The organism is Yoonia tamlensis, assembly GCF_900115105.1.
Lineage (GTDB): Bacteria > Pseudomonadota > Alphaproteobacteria > Rhodobacterales > Rhodobacteraceae > Yoonia > Yoonia tamlensis.
On sequence record NZ_FOYP01000001.1, the window covers coordinates 760,961 to 777,709 of the forward strand.

Genomic DNA, 16,749 nt, shown 5'->3' on the forward strand with positions numbered 1-16,749 from the left:
ATCAAACCGTATCGAGATAAAGATCCAGCTGTTCTTCGGGGCTGAGATCCTGCGCGTGATACATCTCTTGGCGCTTGGTGCGGACCAGATTATCGACAAGCTGCGGGTCAAAAATGCGGCGCGCCAGCGGGCTTTGTTCAAAGGCATCAATCGCGGCACCCCAATCGCCAGGTACCTGAGCAAGCTTTTGGCTATAGGCGTTGCCGGAAATAGGGGCGGGTGGTGTCAGCTTGTCCTCGATGCCGATCAAGGCAGAGCCCAAGACGGCCGCCAAAAACAGATAAGGGTTCACATCCCCCCCCGCGAGCCGGTGTTCGATCCGGCGCGCCATATAGCTGCCCCCCGGCACCCGCACAGAGGCGGTCCGGTTGTCGTAGGCCCAGCAAATGCCAGTTGGCGCGTGGCTGCCCGGGACCAGCCGTTCATAGCTGTTGCTATGCGGCGCAAATATCAACGCCAGATCGGGAATGCCTTGCAGGCAGCCTGCAATGGCATTTTGTAGCATAGGGGTGCCAGCGTGGGTGTCATTGGCAAACATGTTGTTGCCATCCGCGTCGATGACCGAAAAATGCGTGTGCAGCCCGTTGCCAGAATAATCCGCATAGGGTTTCGCCATAAAACTGGCCGCCATCCCGTGGTTGCGCGCAAGCCCGCGTACCAGCATCTTGAACAGCCATGCATCATCCGCAGCCTTTAACGCGTCGGGCACATGTTCAAGGTTGACCTCGAACTGCCCCAATCCGCCTTCGGAAATCGCCGCTTCGGCGGGGATATCCATTGCTTCGCAGGCATCGTAAAGTTCGTTGAAGAACTCGTCGAATGCGTCAAGCGCGCGCAACGACAATACTTCGGCGCCTGCGCGGCGCTTGCCTGATTTGGGGGATTTGGGCTGGCGGATGCCGCGCCCTGAATCATCAACCAGATAGAATTCCATCTCGGTTGCGACAACGGGCGTTAGCCCCAGCGCCTTGTAACTTGCGACCACTTGCGCCAACGCATGGCGCGGATCGCCGGCAAATCGCCGACCGTCCTCGTGGAACGCCCAAAGCGGCAAAATGGCCGAAGGCGACGATAGCCACGGCATCGGCACATAGCCGCGTTCGGTCGGCAATAGCACCCCGTCGGCGTCACCGCTTTCGAACACCAGCGGGCTGTCGTCGATATCTTCGCCCCAGATATCCAGGTTAAGCACCGACAGCGGAAACCGTGTGCCTTCTTTTTCGAGTTTCGCCGCAAATCGGCGTGGTACGCGTTTGCCACGGGCCTGACCGTTCAGGTCTGCCGCGCCGCAACGCACATTTTTTACGTCTGGGTTGTCGTCCAGCCAGCTCATCTTATGACCTGTGGTTTGATTCGCAGCTTCTTGTGCCGCTCTTGCGGAAGATGGCGGTTTAACCGTGTGTTCACCAGCCCGAAAAGGCCAATCACCACCAAAGTCAGCAAGATAAAGTAACCCGCCAGAATCGGGTAGGGCACAAATGGGTTAAACGTCTTATCCGCAAAGTAATTCGCGTAATAAAGCGCATCACCACGTTGCTTGAGAATCGGAAAGCCGCCAAAAAACGCAAGCGTGGTTGCGTGAAACAAAAAGATTGCCTCGTTGGTATAGGCAGGCCAGGCCAGTCGCAGCATGGTCGGCCAAATAACCCGCCGGAACCGCGTAAACCCCGACAACCCGTAGGCATCGGCGGCCTCGATATCGCCCTTGGGGATGGATTGCAGCGCCCCGTAAAAGATTTCGCCGGTATAGGCTGCCGTGTTCAGGAACAGGACAAACAGCGCCCCATAAGCCGCAGAGGTCAGTGGCGTAAAGAACGGAAACTGCCCCTTGAGCGACAAGAACAGGAAATAGGCAAAAAAGAACTGGATAAATAGGGGCGATCCGCGAAACGCAAAGATGAACCATTCCGACGGTTTGCGCAGCCAGAACGATTTGGATGCCTTGCCCATCGCCACAGCTGTGGCCAGAAAGAAGCCAAGCACCAGAGCAAAGACCCCGAAGTAGATATTCCAGATCATCCCCGAACCGATCAGCGTGAATTGCTGGCACAGCGTAAAATCACTGCGCGGAAGCAACTGTTCGCCAATACCGATACTGCGCAGCCCGTAAGCGGTGATTGTTTCCCAGCATGTCATGCCTGCGCCCTCCGCTGTGCTTCGCCTGCGGCGGTTGCCTGACCGTGCGTTAAACGGGCCATGATCTTGGCCAGCACAATTTCAGACAGTTTGGTAAAGCAAAGGTAGAACACCAGCAGCGCGAGGAAATACCACATCCGCCATTCGGCATGGGGGTAGTCGGTGAAGCGCGGGCTTTTGAATGATCCGAGCTCACGCGCCCAGTAAACGATGTCTTCGACACCGAGCAGGAACAAAAGCGGCGTGGCCTTGATCAGGACCATCCACAGGTTCGACAGGCCCGGCAGGGCATAAACCCACATTTGCGGCACGAGAATGCGCCGGAAAGTCTGGCGGCGCGACATGCCATAGCTTTCGGCGGTTTCAAGCTGCCCCTTGGGCACGGCCTGCATCGCGCCATACATCACGTTGGCCGCAAAGGCGCCAAAAACGATGGCAAAGGTCAGGACAGCCAGAACAAAACCGTAGGTTTCATGCACCCATTGCGGCGCATTGCCCTGCGGCAGTTTTGCGGCGGTGCAGACGACAAAATCGCTGCCCTGTCGGATGGGTTCATCCCAGTCGGGGCATTTGATCCGGTGCCGGATATATTCAAACGCCTGATCCAGTGCGATGACAAAAAACAGGAAAAACGCGATGTCGGGAATGCCGCGCACCACGGAAATATAGGCTTTGCCGATCCAGCGCAGGGGCAAAAAATGGCTGCGTGCGGCGGCCGCGCCCCCGAAACCGAACGCCAATGCAACCGGTGCGGTTATCGCCAGCAATAATAGCACCGTGCCAACCGACCAATACATGCCCATGTGCTTGCCTGTGGTCAGGTAGCACGACAGCCATGTCAGCCCTTCAAGGGCGGCGGGATCGGAGCAATAACTAAAGATGGTGGGGCCTATTTCGTTTGGGTTGCCCCGGCCCGGATCGTACCGGACCGGACCGGAGCAGTGAGCGCTTAGTAAGTTGCGGTTTCTTCGCCGAACCATTTGATCAGCAATGCGTTCAGCGATCCGTCTTCTTTCATTGAAGTAATCGCCGCATCGAATTTTTCGCGCAGTTCTGTGTCGCTTTCGCGGATACCAAGGCCGATACCGCCACCCAGTGGCACACCTTCGCCAACCAGCATCAGGTCAGGCTCGTCGGTATAGGGCAGCAGGAAGTCGAGATCGGCAAACACGGCTTCGGCTTCGCCGTTGCGCACCGCTGCGATCGTTTCGTCGCCGGTTGCGAATTCAAGCAATGTCGCGCCAGATTCTGCAACATAACCCGCCTGAATTGTGCTTGTCTGTGCGGCAACTACGCCCATCAGATCAGCGTCTTCGGACAGGGCCACATAAACAGATTCGGTTGGCGGGTAGTAATCTTGGGTAAAGTCGATGACTTCGTCGCGTTCAGCGGTGATCGACATGCCAGCAATGATTGTGTCGTAGTTGCCGGACACAAGGTTTGGAATGATGCTGTCCCATTCGTTGGTGACCCATTCGCATGTCAATTCGGCACGCGCGCAAAGCTCGTTGCCCAATTCGATTTCAAAGCCGTCAACTTCGCCAGCGTCATTGATAAAGTTATAAGGGGCATAAGCGCCTTCAGTGCCCATTCGCACAACAGAATGGCTGTCGGCAAATGCCGCGCTGCCAACAAGGGCAAGCGTTGCAGTGCTGAGGATTAGGTTTTTCATCAGTTTTCTCCTGAGTTGGTGATTTACGAAACTGTAGCGGATAGAAATCCGCGCAGACGGTCGGTTTTAGGCTGTCCGAACAAAGTGTTCGGCGGGCCTTCTTCTGCGATTTTGCCTTGATGCAAGAACACGACGTGATCGCTGACATCCGCAGCCAGACGCATGTCGTGGGTCACGATCAGCATGGTGCGCCCTTCGGTTGCCAAGTCTTTGATGACTTTGACAACTTCTTGTTCCAGTTCGGGGTCAAGCGCGCTGGTGGGTTCATCAAAGAGCAGGGCTTTGGGTTCCATACACAGCGCGCGGGCAATCGCGGCGCGCTGTTGCTGGCCACCCGATAGCTGGGCGGGGAAGGCATCACATTTATCGCCGATCCCGACCTTATCAAGATATTTGCGCGCGCTGGCCTCGACCTCGGCCTTGTCGCGTTTCAGGACGGTGACGGGCGCCTCCATCACGTTTTGCAGAATCGTCATATGCGACCAGAGGTTAAACTGCTGGAACACCATCGACAGATTCGTGCGGATGCGGATCATCTGCGCGTGATCGCCTGGCTGGCGGTTCGCGCCGGTGCCTTTCCAAGTGACTGGTTCGCCGCAAAACAGGACGTCACCCTGCTGGCTGTCTTCCAATAGGTTTGCACAGCGCAAAAGCGTTGATTTGCCCGATCCGGAAGATCCGATCAGCGACACGACATGTCCGGCAGGGGCCGTGATGTCGACACCCTTCAGGACCTCGAGTTCGCCATAGGATTTATGGAGGTTTCTGATTTCGATAACGGGGGCTTGGTTAGTCACGTTGGGTCGCTTTGCATTAGGTTTCCGAGATTAGGACCTAAATCGGACGCATTTGCAACGGGCGCTTCGCGTCAATTGCCGATTTGTGCGGCAGGTGCCTGTTTGCTACGCGTATTGCGGCGCGCGTAGGCGTTATTGGTTCGCGGTGACGCGCAGGCGGGCGGCGTGGCTTTCTTGATCGGTCACGCCCAGCAAGGATGCAATCATACGCATAGTGCTGTCTTCTGCGTCGTCGCGCGCGCCGTCCGCCATGACCACGGCCCACATTGCCTCGATCACGCCGACGCGGTGGTCCAGATCGACCGCATCCTTGATCGCGCGGGTAAAGCGCACGGTGTCAGGGGCTTGGGCCTCGAAGGCTTCGCATTCCATGCGCAACGCCTTGGCCGCATCGGCGGTCAGGTCAAACCGCGCGGCCAGAATGGTATCAATCTGCGCAATTTCATCGGCGGCGTAATCGCCATCGGCGCGGGCCAGCCGGACCAGTAAGGCCCCCAGCGCAAGCCGCGCGTCATCATCGGATTGCGGGGCAGGGGCGGGTGCGGTCAGGCGCTTGAAAAAACTGGAAATCATGGGGCTACCTTAGCTGGAAGTTTGCGGCCTGCAAAGTCACGCAGGTTTCAGGTTTTTGTGAAAAAGCGCGGCAATACGTGCGGATTCTTCGGCGAAACCGTAGGGCGCATTCACCACAAACAATCCCGACCCCACCATACGGTGGCCGGGGCGGGCAGGCGGGAACGCGACTTCGGACACAAACCCGTCAGGGATCGCGGATTTCAGCGCCTTGATCATCGGCTTGTGCGGCGCATCGGTCAGGACCGGATACCACAGGATAATTACCCCTACGCCCCATTTGCGGTGAATTTTCGCGATGGTGTCAGGGATGGTGTCGTAATCCGATTTCACTTCGAACGAGGGATCAATCAGCAACATCCCCCGCCGCGGGTCGGGCGGGCATAGTGATAGCGCCATTTCCCAGCCGTCGCGCTGGCGGAACACGCCGCCATAGGGGGCCATGTTTCCGGAGAGCGCGGCAAATTCCTGCGGATGCAGCTCAGAAAGGTGGATGTCATCCATCGGGCGCAGGCTTTCGGCCGCGACAAGCGGTGATCCGGGGTAGGCTGTCAGCCCGTGCTTGGCGCGAATGCGTTTCAGAACCTGTGCATAGGGGTGGTCACGTTTGAACCAGCCTTCTGCAATGGCGATGCCTTTGGCAGCCTCGCCTGTTTTCACGGCCGCTTCATCCGTCGTGTCATAAAGCCCGCGCCCTGCGTGGGTTTCAAGATAGCTCAGCGGCTTGTCCTTGCGGGTCATATAGGCAAGCGACCATGCCAGCAGCGCGTGCTTGTGCACATCCGCCAGATTGCCCGCGTGATACCCGTGTTGATAAGAAAGCATCAGCCGCGCGCCCGATCAAACAAGCCGCGACACCTCGACCGCTGCGCGGACAAAATCGGCAAACAGCGGGTGCGGCGCGAACGGTTTGGATTTCAGTTCGGGATGGAACTGCACGCCGATGAACCAAGGGTGGTCTTTCCATTCAACGATTTCAGGCAACTTGCCGTCGGGCGACATGCCCGAGAACTGCAAACCGACCTTTTCAAGCGCGTCACGGTATTTCGTGTCGACCTCATAGCGGTGGCGGTGGCGTTCCTCGATCACGGTGGTGCCATAGATCTGTGCGACATGCGATCCTTCGGTCAATGTTGCGTTATATGCGCCCAGACGCATGGTGCCGCCTTTGTCGTCGCCGGCCTTGCGGGCCACAGTATGGTTGCCCTGCACCCATTCCTTGAGGTGGTAAACGACAGGTTCAAACCGTTTTTTGCCTGCTTCATGGTCGAATTCTTCTGATCCGGCCTTATCCATGCCCGCGACATTGCGCGCGGCCTCGACCACGGCCATCTGCATGCCCAGACAAATGCCCAGATAGGGGATTTTCTTTTCGCGGGCGAATTGAGCGGCTTTGATTTTGCCTTCGGTGCCGCGTTCGCCAAACCCGCCTGGAACAAGGATCGCGTGGAACCCTTCAAGGTAGGGGGTCGCGTCGCCCTCATCGAACAATTCGGCGTCTACCCATTCGATCTTGACCTTGACGCGGTTGGCCATGCCGCCGTGGGTCAGGGCCTCGGCGATGGATTTATAGGCGTCTTCAAGCTGTGTGTATTTGCCGACAATCGCGATTTTGACGTTGCCGTCAGGGTTATGGATACGGTCGTTGACATCGTGCCAGACATCCAGTTTCGGCGAAGGGGCAGGGGAAATGTCAAACGCATCCAGCACCGCCTGATCCAACCCTTGTTCGTGATAGGCAAGCGGCGCCTCGTAGATGGATTTCAGATCATAGGCCGCAACAACGCATTCCTTGCGCACGTTACAAAACAGCGCGATTTTCTCGCGCTCTTTTTCGGGGATCGGATGTTCGGAGCGGCAAACAAGCACATCAGGCGCGATCCCGATGGACTGCAATTCCTTGACGCTGTGCTGGGTCGGTTTGGTTTTCAACTCACCGCTGGCTGCCAGATAGGGCAACAGGGTCAGGTGCATGAAAATACACTGGCCGCGCGGTTTGTCGTGGCTGAACTGGCGGATTGCCTCAAAGAACGGCAGGCCTTCGATGTCGCCCACGGTGCCGCCAATTTCGCACAGCATGAAATCAACTTCGTCTTCGCCGATGCTTAGAAAATCTTTAATCTCGTTGGTGACGTGTGGGACGACCTGAATGGTTTTGCCCAGATAATCGCCGCGCCGTTCTTTTTCGAGAACGTTGGAATAGATCCGGCCAGAGCTGACCGAATCTGTGTTGCGCGCCGGCACGCCGGTGAACCGCTCATAGTGGCCAAGATCAAGATCGGTTTCCGCGCCATCATCGGTGACGAAAACCTCGCCATGTTCAAACGGCGACATCGTGCCCGGATCGACGTTCAGGTAGGGGTCAAGCTTGCGCAAACGCACGGAAAAACCACGGGCTTGCAACAAGGATCCAAGCGCCGCCGACGCAAGACCTTTGCCAAGCGATGAAACAACGCCGCCCGTGATAAAAATATAACGTGCCATGTGCAGGGGCCCCCGTGAAAATATCAATTATTGCAGGAAAACGAATGTCGAAATTCGTACCATCACGGGATTTAACTCTTACCTCAAAAGCAAGGGTCGCGCAACCGCTGACGCAAGATCATGTTGCCGAACGCTGAGGTTCGGCAATCCATAGTGGTTAGTCCGCAGCAGGAACCAGCGGCGCGTCATCGCTTGATGGCGGCAGCAGGCTTTCGCCAAGATCGGGCGCTGTGGTTTCTTGGCCGGCCTCTGTGTCGACACGGTCAACAACAGATGAATTGGCCGAATTGCTGGCCGCGATCAATGTCAGCGCGATAGATGTGCAGATAAACGCAATCGCCAAAATCCATGTGACTTTGCTCATGGCTGTGGGGGCCGGACGCCCGCCAGTGGCACCGCCGCCACCGCCGCCCATACCAAGGCCGCCACCCTCGGACCGTTGCAAAAGAACAGTACCAATCAGGCTCAGGGCCAGAATCAGATGGATGACAAGGACAACATTTTCCATAAAGGAGCCTTTCGGGCGTGCGTGAACACGCGGTATCTAAAAGCTGCGCGCCAATGCTGCAACCCCGAAATATCAGCTTATTCGTCTATATCATCCACATCGGCCTGCCCGCTCAGCTTGCGGCGCACGATTGACCAGCTTAGCCCCACCGCCAAAACTACCGAAAGCGCGACAATCGCGATCCATGTGTTCAGGGTCGGATTGTCCAGACTGATCAGCCCCTGATCATACATCACCCATAGCAATGTTGCGACCACGGCCAGAATCAACACCATACCGAATATGCCGATGGAACGCAGCGTGGCGCGCAGATAGATAATATATCCAACCAGCAAGACCAGCCCGAACAGCACTGTCAGCGACAGGCTGGTTTCATAATTACCCATGCTCCAGCGCACAAAATTCCACTGTGTCGGGTTATATGTGGCCGCAAGCAGCGCAAATGCAAAGATCCAGCGAATGACAAAGCCCATTTGTGCCTCTTTTTGTCTGTTTAGGGGACAATGCCGCCCGGATTGCGCCCTGTCTAGCCGATAGGCGCAAATTTGCGGTTCCCCATGCCTGCTTGCGACGATATAGGGGGCACGAAGTTCAAAAAGGACGAAGTCTTATGGCAAATGTGGTTGTTGTTGGTGCCCAATGGGGTGACGAAGGCAAAGGTAAAATCGTTGACTGGCTTTCAGAACGCGCCGATGTGATCGCGCGCTTTCAAGGCGGGCACAACGCGGGCCACACGCTTGTTATTGATGGCAAAGTTTACAAACTCGCGGCCTTGCCTTCGGGCGTTGTGCGCGGTGGCAAGCTTTCTGTTATCGGCAACGGCGTGGTGCTGGACCCTTGGCATCTCGTCAAGGAAATCAAATCCATTCAGGAACAAGGCGTCGATATTTCGCCCGAGAACCTGATGATTGCCGAAAACACGCCGCTGATTCTGCCGATCCACGGCGAACTGGACCGCGCCCGTGAAGAGGCAGCTTCAAAGGGTACAAAAATCGGCACCACCGGTCGCGGCATTGGGCCCGCCTATGAAGACAAGGTTGGCCGCCGGTCTGTGCGCGTTGCCGATCTGGGCGACGCGGCCACGCTGACCGCCCATGTCGACCGTGCCTTGCAGCACCACAACCCGCTGCGCAAAGGGCTGGGTCTGCCGCCCGTTGACCGTGATGCGCTGATTGCCCAGCTGCAAGAAATTGCGCCGCAAATCCTGCAATACGCCGCCCCCGTCTGGAAGGTGCTGAACGAAAAGCGCAAAGCCGGCAAACGTATCCTGTTCGAAGGGGCGCAAGGCGCACTTTTGGATATTGATTTCGGGACCTACCCGTTTGTGACATCGTCCAATGTGATCGCGGGCCAAGCGGCCACAGGCGTTGGCATGGGGCCAGGTGCGATTGATTATGTGCTTGGCATCGTCAAAGCCTATACTACCCGCGTCGGCGAAGGGCCGTTTCCGGCTGAACTTGATGATGCGGACGGACAACGTCTTGGCGAACGTGGCCATGAATTTGGCACCAACACCGGCCGCAAGCGTCGTTGCGGATGGTTCGATGCGGTTCTGGTGCGCCAGACCTGCGCGACATCTGGCGTGTCGGGGATTTCATTGACCAAGCTGGACGTGCTGGACGGGTTCGAGACGCTGAAAATCTGTGTCGCCTATGATCTGGACGGCAAGCGGCTTGATTACCTGCCGACCGCCGCCGATCAGCAGGCGCGCTGCACGCCGATCTATGAAGAAATCGAAGGTTGGTCAGAATCCACCGAAGGCGCGCGGTCATGGGCCGATCTTCCGGCGCAGGCGATCAAATATGTGCGCCGCATCGAAGAATTGATCGATTGTCCGGTTGCGCTGGTGTCCACATCGCCAGAGCGCGAAGACACAATCCTTGTCACCGATCCTTTCGCCGACTGATGGCGATGGGATACAAAGCCCGCAAACGGCTCGCGCTGTTTATCCTCGTCGTGGGTCTGCCCGCCTATATCGTGTTGGCCGTCACCATGATGGGCATCGCGCCAGGCTTTGCCAAACCCGTCGAGCTGGCAATCTATGTGGCGTTGGGCATTGCGTGGATTTTTCCCGTAAAATGGGTTTTCAAAGGGATCGGGCAGCCTGATCCTGATGCCTAAAACAAGAAGGCGCGCGGCATATGCCACGCGCCTTTTTCTATTCGCATTTCAGGGTCTTTTAGCTGCCGCTTGGGCGGAACCGCGTGTTTTCAGCCACTTGAAAGCGGCCATTGTTGAGCTTTACGATCTTGTTCTGGCGTAACAGCCGCCCGAACGACCGCAGCCCGTCTTCACGGCTAATTTCTTCTTGGGTGACGCTTTGTACTTTGCGCATCACTTGCGGGCGCGAGAAATCGGCGACGCCTTCGACAAATGCACTATAGGCAGCGGCCGCTTCAATGAGGTCGGACAATTCGGCGGCATCATGGTCAGCCGCGAATTCTGCAAAGCCGCCGGTTGTCGGGGCCATGTTTTCTTCGACCTTTGATGCGATCTGGCGCAGGCGCTCAGCGGCGGCATCGGTGGGCGCATCGGCATCGCTTGCGGATTCAGACGGGACCAATCGCAGCGGAGAAGAGGCCATGGCCTGTCCGCCTTCTTCGGCGTCATGCGCGCCAAGGTCTTCGCGAAACGCGCTGTCTTTTGACTTGGCGGGGCTTTCGTCGCCCAATTCGCGCGCAGCCTCTGTCGCGGCAACGGCGGCCTTGAGCTGTGCAAAGGCGTCACGGTGGCGGCGGCCTTCGGGTTCGTTCAGATGTGCGTCGGTCTGGCTCAGGATGCGGCTAAATGCAGCATCAGGGCTATCACGCAGTTCGGCAGCTTTGGCACGTTGCGCATCACGCTCTTCGATTTCGCGGGTGACGACCTTCAGCTCTTCGGTCAGATCAAAGGTGTCGTCGTCGTCCTCGTCTTCTTCAAACGCATCCGCGTCGATTGCTTCAAGATCATCGAATTCATCGTCCGGTGCTGCGGTCAGCACCAACGGATCATGCGCATCATCTGCATCGGTTTCGACATCGCTACCGTCGTCCGCGTCGGTGAAGTCATCTTCATCTTCATCGTCATCGTCTTCGGCTGCTTCTTGCGCTGCGCGTGCTTCTTCTTGGGCCGCATCGGCAGCGGCGAGCTCCTGATTGCGCTTGGCAAGGTCGGCAAGGCGCTGCGCCAACGGATTGATGACAGGCGCATCGTCACCATCGTCATCGCGCGCGTCAAAATCCTCCATGTCGTCGTCATGGTCTTCATCTTCGACCTCGGCCACCGGCATGGCTGGGGCCTGCACATGGCCACGCCCGACAACGGCGCGAATGCGCTGCAATTTTGCGGCGATGCTTTCTTCTTCTTCGTCGTCTGCGGGCGCGATTTCCGCGTCCTCGGCTTCGGCGGCAAGCGGTTCGTCTTCGTCAATGTCTTCGACGTAATCATCATCTTCGACATCGGTAATGTTTTCGAAATCCGCATCGTCGAATGCGGCTTCATCATCGTCATCATCAGGTGACGCGGCGCCGGTCAGGACGATTTCTTCCTCGTCTGCTTCGGCTTCTACTTCGTCAAAGACGTTTTCAATCTCATCATCGTCTTCTTCGTCTGATGCGGCGACTTCTTCAATTTCTTCGTGATCATCCGCATCATCATCAACCGGATCGGATTCGGCCGTTTCTTCAGCGTCACCTTCATCATCGGCTGCGCGCAGGATCACGTTGTGACCTTCGCCTGCGATTTCGATATCCGTGCCGGCCTGTGCGGCAGTCAGCAGCGCCAGCTCTTCCATATCAGGGGCTTGGGGTTCGATATCCATGAACCGGTCATGGCCCGCAAGATCGTGAAAAAACGAGACAACAGTTTTCATCGTCTCAACGGAATCTTCAAACCCTTCTAGACGACAGGAAAAAGTTCCATAGGAGACATCTAAGATCTGTGTGCTCTTTGTCATGGATTAAGGCGCTTTCTTCGGTTTGCGTAGGGTCTGCTCGATTAACGGCGTATTTACTCAGAATTACGTTGCGGTGTCATTCGGGTTCATTTTATGTCCCTTTTAGGGAATGTTTGTGAATGGACATTGAATCTGTGCAAGATGCTGTGATTGTTTCGCGTAATCATACGGTTTGCCTTGTCGGTGGCGCAAGGGTCAACCCGCAGGTAATTACGTCTATTTTGCCGATAGTTGATCACTTTGTTGCGGTGGATGGCGGAGCAGATCACCTGCTGGATGCGGGGATTTCGCCGCGCGCGGTGATCGGTGATCTGGACAGTCTTTCTGAACACGCGCGTGCCACATTTGCCGCGCAGATCACCCATATCCCCGAACAAGCCACAACCGACTTCGAAAAAGCGCTGACCCGTGTTGCAAACCCGATGATCATCGCGCTGGGGTTCACCGGCGGGCGGATGGATCATATTTTGGCGGTGCTGAATGTTCTGGCCCGCAACACGGCGCGCGCGGTGATATTGCTTGATGAGACCGATCTTTGTTTTGTGGCGCGTATTGGCGAAACGCGCATTGCGCCGCCCGCAGGCACCCGCATTGCGCTGATGCCGCTTGCGGCGGCCCGTGTGACCGCCACAGGGTTGCGCTGGTCATTTGCCGATCAGGACATGCATCCCACAGGCTTTATCAGTTCATCAAACGAGGTCGCAGGCCCTGTCACCGTGCAAACCGACGGGCCAGTGCTGATTACACTGCCGGCGGCGCATTTGCAGATTGCGATGCAAGCCGCCGCTCGCGGATGATCACATAAAGCCCTGCGGCCACGGTGATGCAAATCCCCAATGCCGCCAGCCCATTCGGCAAATCCGCAAATATCAGCCAGCCAATCGCGGTACCGAACGGGATTTCAAGATATTGCATCGGCGCAAGCGTGGTCGCGGGCGCGAACCGCAGGCTCCATGTCATGAAAAGATGTGCAAGCGTGCCAATGACGCCCAAGCATAGCAGCATCGCAATGGTCGGGGCGCTGATGGCGCCTGTATCAAAAGGCAGAAACGCAAACAGGGGTAGCAATGCTATACAGGCCTGCAACCCGCTGATGGCTTGCAGTTTGACCGCGTCGATTTGTCGGGCCAGCCTGCGGGTGACCATCATAAACAGCGCAAACACCACCGCGACCCCCAAGGGCAGCAATGCCGGAGCGCCGACAGCGCTGAAATTTGGCTGGATCACCAAAAGCGTGCCGATGAACCCTACAGCGCAGGCCATCATCCGGTGCTTGCCGACCTCTTCGCCCATCACGAAATGCCCAAGCAGAAGCATGATAAAGGGCATCACAAAGGCAATGGCCAGCGCATCGGCCAGCGGCAAATAACGCAGCGCGCTGAACATCAGCCCGATCCCCGCGATATGCAATGCGGTGCGCAGCAGGGTCCAAGGCAATGTGCCCTTGGGCAGGTCAAAGCCCGCGCCACTGCGCCAGACCAGTGGCACAAGGATCAGCGCTTGAATGGCAAAGCGTACAAACACCAAGCCCCCAAGCGACACGGCACCGCCGAGCAATTTCGCCATGCTGTCGCCCAAAGGTGCAAGCACGCAAAATCCCAGCATCAGCAAGATGCCAAGAAACGGCCGGTCAGCAGTTGGGGACATTGACAGCCAAACCACCAAGCGCGGTTTCTTTATATTTTTCAGACATATCGACACCGGTCTGGCGCATGGTTTCAACGGCCACATCCAAAGACACAAGGTGGTGCCCGTCGCCGCGCAATGCCAATGAGGCGGCAGAAACCGCCTTGATCGCGCCCAGCCCGTTGCGTTCGATGCAAGGCACCTGCACCAGTCCTCTGACCGGATCGCAGGTCATGCCAAGGTGGTGCTCAAGCGCGATCTCCGCGGCGTTTTCGATCTGCGCGGGGCTGCCGCCCAATACCGCGGCCAATCCAGCAGCGGCCATGGCTGCGGCGCTGCCGACCTCGGCCTGACAGCCGCATTCAGCCCCCGAAATCGAGGCGTTGAATTTGATCAACCCGCCAATCGCCGAAGCGGTCAGCAAAAATTCGGGCACGCGCGCAGATGTCGCACCCGGCACATGGTCCAGCCAATAGCGGATCGTCGCAGGCACCACGCCCGCAGCGCCATTTGTCGGGGCGGTTACAACCTGCCCGCCGGCTGCGTTTTCTTCGTTAACGGCCATCGCATAGGTGGACATGTAATCGTTGATCGTATGCGGCGCGGTCAGGTTCAGCCCGCGTTCACGCATCAGCGCGTCATGGATGCCCTTGGCGCGGCGGCGCACTTTCAGCCCGCCAGGTAGAATGCCGTCGGTGGCAAGCCCGCGATCAATGCAGGCGTTCATCACATCCCAAATGCGGTCCAGTCCGCGATCCAGATCGGCATCGGGCATGCGGGACAATTCGTTTGCGCGTTTCATCTGCGCGATGCTTTTGCCCGATTTTGCGGCCATTTCCAGCATCTTGTCAGCGGTGTGAAATGGAAATGGCACCGGCGGGCCTGTGTCGGTGTCCTTGCCCGCTACCAGTTCGGCTTCTGTCAGGACAAACCCGCCACCGATAGAATAGTAAGTCACTTGGGTAAGTATGTCGCCCTGCGCGTCGGTGCCCGCCAGAACCATGCCGTTCGCATGGCCGGGCAAGGCGGGGCCATAGTCAAAAACCAAGTGATCCTTGTGATGGAACTTGAGCGTGCCAAGCCCTTCGGGTTGCACGGTATTTTCGGATTTGATGCGGGCAAGCTCTGCTTCGGCTTTGTCAGCGTCATAGTCATCCGCGCGCATGCCCGCCAGCCCGAGGATCACGGCGCGGTCAGTGGCATGGCCAACGCCGGTAAAGGCAAGACTGCCGTGCAAAGTGGCGCGCAATCCTGCAACCTTAAACGGCTGCGCGCGCAAGTGATCCAGAAACCGCGCCGCGGCGACCATCGGGCCGATCGTGTGGGATGAAGACGGGCCAACCCCCACTTTGAACATGTCAAAGACAGATAAAAACATCAGAGCGCACTTCCTTCGGGTGGAACACAAGGGGACGGGGCCGAGACCGGCAAGGGACCAAGCCCTTCGGCGCGGGCAGCTTGGATCAGGGCGGGGCGGGTTTCAATGCGTTTGGCAAAGGCGTGCAGCTTGGGCCAGCGCGCCAGATCAAACCAATCGGTCGATCCGCCATATAACGCGCACCAGCGCAGCATCGGCGCAAGGTAGCAGCCGTGAATAGATGCCGCATCGGCATCACGCCAAGGTGCGGTTGTTGCGGCCTCAAGCATATCAAGCTGCGCAACCAATCGCGCACGGGTGCGCACGTGCAGGATTTCAGGCGCGCCATCGGCGTATTGCGCAGGGTAGAACAACATCCGCAGTGTTGCGTGCAACGTGTTGGACAGCCAGAACAGCCATTGCAGGTCATGCGCGCGCTGCGGGCTGTCTGCAGGGGCGATCAGCAATTCTGCGCGGTCCGCCAGCCACAAAAGAATCGCGGCGGTTTCAAACATTGGCCCATCAGGTGTTTCAAGCACCGGGATCAAACCATTTGGATTCATTGCCAAAAACTGCGGTGCTTTTTGTGCATTCTTGCGACGATCCACAAGGATGGAATCAAACGGCAAACCCATTTCAAGCAAAGCTATGCGCACGCAAAGCGAGGCATTGTCAGGCGCATAATGAAGGCGAAATCGAAAGGTCATGGGCGCACACTAGACGATGATATTCTGCCCGGCTGCACAAAACCGACACGCTGGCGCGAAAAACGCAGCAAACCTAGGAATAATAACAGCAAATGAGGTCTCGCGCCCGCGCCGTATCTTGCCTATAAGTCCGGTGGGAATTTGAGGGAATGTTTAGATGGCTAGTGAATTGTCACCGATTGATCGGGCAAAGTTTCTCGCGGCAAAGCAAGCAACCGAATATGTCGAAACCGGCATGAAGGTCGGGCTGGGCACCGGATCAACGGCCGCTTGGCTTGTACAATGTCTGGGCGAGATGGTCCGCGAAGAAGGGCTAAAAATCAAAGGTGTCCCCACGTCGACACGCACCGCGCAACTGGCGCGCAAAGTGGGCATCGAAGTGATCACTCTGGACGAGGCCAAATGGCTTGATGTCACAATTGACGGCACCGATGAATATGACAGCGACCTGACCCTGATTAAGGGCGGCGGCGGCGCGCATCTGCAAGAAAAGGTCGTGGCGACCGCAAGCGACCGGATGATTGTCATCGCGGATGCCAGCAAAAAGGTTGATACGCTCGGGGCTTTTCCGCTGCCGGTCGAGGTGATCCCGTTTGGCGCGAAAATCACGAAAAAGCTGATCGAGGAAACATTGATCAACATGGATGTGCTGGGGCGCGAGGTCACGCAGCGCATGAACGGCGATGTGCCTTTTGTGTCCGACGAAGGGAATTTTATTTTTGATCTGCATCTCAAACGCATCGGCAACCCGCAACAGTTGAGCCTCGCGCTCAATCAAATTCCGGGACTGGTTGAAAACGGGCTGTTCATTGATATCTGTGACGTTGTGATTGTTGGCCATGCCGACGGGCGCGTTGATGTACGCGATATCGATAAAGACAGCGACGAGGTCGTGCGGTTCGACCTGCGCGACGATGACAATATTTTTGCCGATCTGGATGACTAAGATCCGCTG

18 protein-coding genes are annotated in these 16,749 nt (G+C 57.3%); 4 read left to right on the top strand and 14 right to left on the bottom strand.

Translation table 11 applies throughout. The annotated features are described in order from the left end of the window. Window position 1: 1 nt before the first annotated feature. The 10 genes from BM320_RS04020 to BM320_RS04065 all read right to left on the bottom strand — a co-directional run bounded on the left by BM320_RS04020 (window position 2) and on the right by BM320_RS04065 (window position 8,643). Window positions 2–1,333 carry a glutamine synthetase family protein gene (locus tag BM320_RS04020; protein WP_090196747.1) on the bottom strand — a complete coding sequence of 444 codons (1,332 nt, stop codon included), beginning with the start codon at window positions 1,331–1,333 and terminating at the stop codon, window positions 2–4. Further along, window positions 1,330–2,136: an ABC transporter permease gene (locus BM320_RS04025; protein ID WP_090196750.1), complete on the bottom strand. Its 807-nt coding sequence runs from the start codon at window positions 2,134–2,136 to the stop codon at window positions 1,330–1,332. The genes BM320_RS04020 and BM320_RS04025 overlap by 4 nt, the downstream gene beginning before the upstream one ends. Next, window positions 2,133–3,017, bottom strand: coding sequence for an ABC transporter permease (locus BM320_RS04030; protein ID WP_090200336.1), 885 nt, complete (start codon window positions 3,015–3,017; stop codon window positions 2,133–2,135). Before BM320_RS04030 ends, BM320_RS04025 begins: the two co-directional genes overlap by 4 nt. Window positions 3,018–3,085: 68 nt before the next feature. Next, window positions 3,086–3,808, bottom strand: a complete 723-nt coding sequence (locus BM320_RS04035; protein WP_090196752.1) for a transporter substrate-binding domain-containing protein — start codon at window positions 3,806–3,808, stop codon at window positions 3,086–3,088. 23 nt (window positions 3,809–3,831) lie between these two features. Next, complete coding sequence (locus tag BM320_RS04040) at window positions 3,832–4,605, bottom strand: ABC transporter ATP-binding protein (RefSeq protein ID WP_090196753.1); 774 nt, start codon at window positions 4,603–4,605, stop codon at window positions 3,832–3,834. Between the two features lie 132 nt (window positions 4,606–4,737). Continuing rightward, the gene (locus BM320_RS04045; RefSeq protein ID WP_090196756.1) at window positions 4,738–5,178 is read right to left on the bottom strand and encodes a tellurite resistance TerB family protein; all 441 of its coding nucleotides are present in this window, start codon (window positions 5,176–5,178) and stop codon (window positions 4,738–4,740) included. 36 nt (window positions 5,179–5,214) lie between these two features. Then, complete coding sequence (locus BM320_RS04050; protein WP_090196759.1) at window positions 5,215–6,003, bottom strand: 23S rRNA (adenine(2030)-N(6))-methyltransferase RlmJ; 789 nt, start codon at window positions 6,001–6,003, stop codon at window positions 5,215–5,217. Between the two features lie 15 nt (window positions 6,004–6,018). Continuing rightward, the gene (pyrG, locus tag BM320_RS04055) at window positions 6,019–7,662 is read right to left on the bottom strand and encodes a CTP synthase (RefSeq protein WP_090196760.1); all 1,644 of its coding nucleotides are present in this window, start codon (window positions 7,660–7,662) and stop codon (window positions 6,019–6,021) included. A gap of 157 nt (window positions 7,663–7,819) precedes the next feature. Next, on the bottom strand, window positions 7,820–8,170 hold the full coding sequence (gene secG / locus BM320_RS04060; protein WP_090196762.1) for a preprotein translocase subunit SecG: 351 nt from the start codon (window positions 8,168–8,170) through the stop codon (window positions 7,820–7,822). A gap of 77 nt (window positions 8,171–8,247) precedes the next feature. Next, a complete protein-coding gene (locus BM320_RS04065; RefSeq protein ID WP_090196768.1) occupies window positions 8,248–8,643 on the bottom strand; it encodes a DUF6524 family protein in 396 nt (131 codons plus the stop codon). A gap of 137 nt (window positions 8,644–8,780) precedes the next feature. Here BM320_RS04065 and BM320_RS04070 point away from each other — a divergent pair, with 137 nt between their 5' ends. Both BM320_RS04070 and BM320_RS04075 read left to right on the top strand, forming a co-directional pair. Further along, window positions 8,781–10,076, top strand: a complete 1,296-nt coding sequence (locus tag BM320_RS04070; RefSeq protein ID WP_090196773.1) for an adenylosuccinate synthase — start codon at window positions 8,781–8,783, stop codon at window positions 10,074–10,076. Beyond that, a complete protein-coding gene (locus BM320_RS04075; RefSeq protein ID WP_165614985.1) occupies window positions 10,076–10,291 on the top strand; it encodes a DUF2842 domain-containing protein in 216 nt (71 codons plus the stop codon). The genes BM320_RS04070 and BM320_RS04075 overlap by 1 nt, the downstream gene beginning before the upstream one ends. Window positions 10,292–10,349: 58 nt before the next feature. Here BM320_RS04075 and BM320_RS16215 read toward each other — a convergent pair whose 3' ends face one another. Next, window positions 10,350–12,020 carry a hypothetical protein gene (locus BM320_RS16215; RefSeq protein ID WP_242650948.1) on the bottom strand — a complete coding sequence of 557 codons (1,671 nt, stop codon included), beginning with the start codon at window positions 12,018–12,020 and terminating at the stop codon, window positions 10,350–10,352. 203 nt (window positions 12,021–12,223) lie between these two features. Here BM320_RS16215 and BM320_RS04085 point away from each other — a divergent pair, with 203 nt between their 5' ends. Next, window positions 12,224–12,901, top strand: a complete 678-nt coding sequence (locus BM320_RS04085; RefSeq protein WP_090196776.1) for a thiamine diphosphokinase — start codon at window positions 12,224–12,226, stop codon at window positions 12,899–12,901. On the opposite strand, the gene BM320_RS04090 is transcribed toward BM320_RS04085, so the two are convergent. From BM320_RS04090 to BM320_RS04100, 3 genes are read right to left on the bottom strand one after another with little or no spacing between them, the layout of a single operon-like run. Next, entirely contained in the window at window positions 12,846–13,751 is a 906-nt protein-coding gene (locus tag BM320_RS04090) for a DMT family transporter (RefSeq protein WP_090196779.1), read from the bottom strand. The two genes, BM320_RS04085 and BM320_RS04090, sit on opposite strands and share 56 nt — an antisense overlap. After that, complete coding sequence (locus BM320_RS04095) at window positions 13,735–15,108, bottom strand: L-serine ammonia-lyase (RefSeq protein ID WP_090196781.1); 1,374 nt, start codon at window positions 15,106–15,108, stop codon at window positions 13,735–13,737. The genes BM320_RS04090 and BM320_RS04095 overlap by 17 nt, the downstream gene beginning before the upstream one ends. Continuing rightward, the gene (locus tag BM320_RS04100) at window positions 15,108–15,794 is read right to left on the bottom strand and encodes a glutathione S-transferase family protein (RefSeq protein WP_090196784.1); all 687 of its coding nucleotides are present in this window, start codon (window positions 15,792–15,794) and stop codon (window positions 15,108–15,110) included. Before BM320_RS04100 ends, BM320_RS04095 begins: the two co-directional genes overlap by 1 nt. 157 nt (window positions 15,795–15,951) lie before the next feature. On the opposite strand from BM320_RS04100, the gene rpiA reads away from it, so the two are divergent. Beyond that, window positions 15,952–16,740 carry a ribose-5-phosphate isomerase RpiA gene (gene rpiA / locus BM320_RS04105; protein WP_090196787.1) on the top strand — a complete coding sequence of 263 codons (789 nt, stop codon included), beginning with the start codon at window positions 15,952–15,954 and terminating at the stop codon, window positions 16,738–16,740. Window positions 16,741–16,749: the final 9 nt, after the last annotated feature.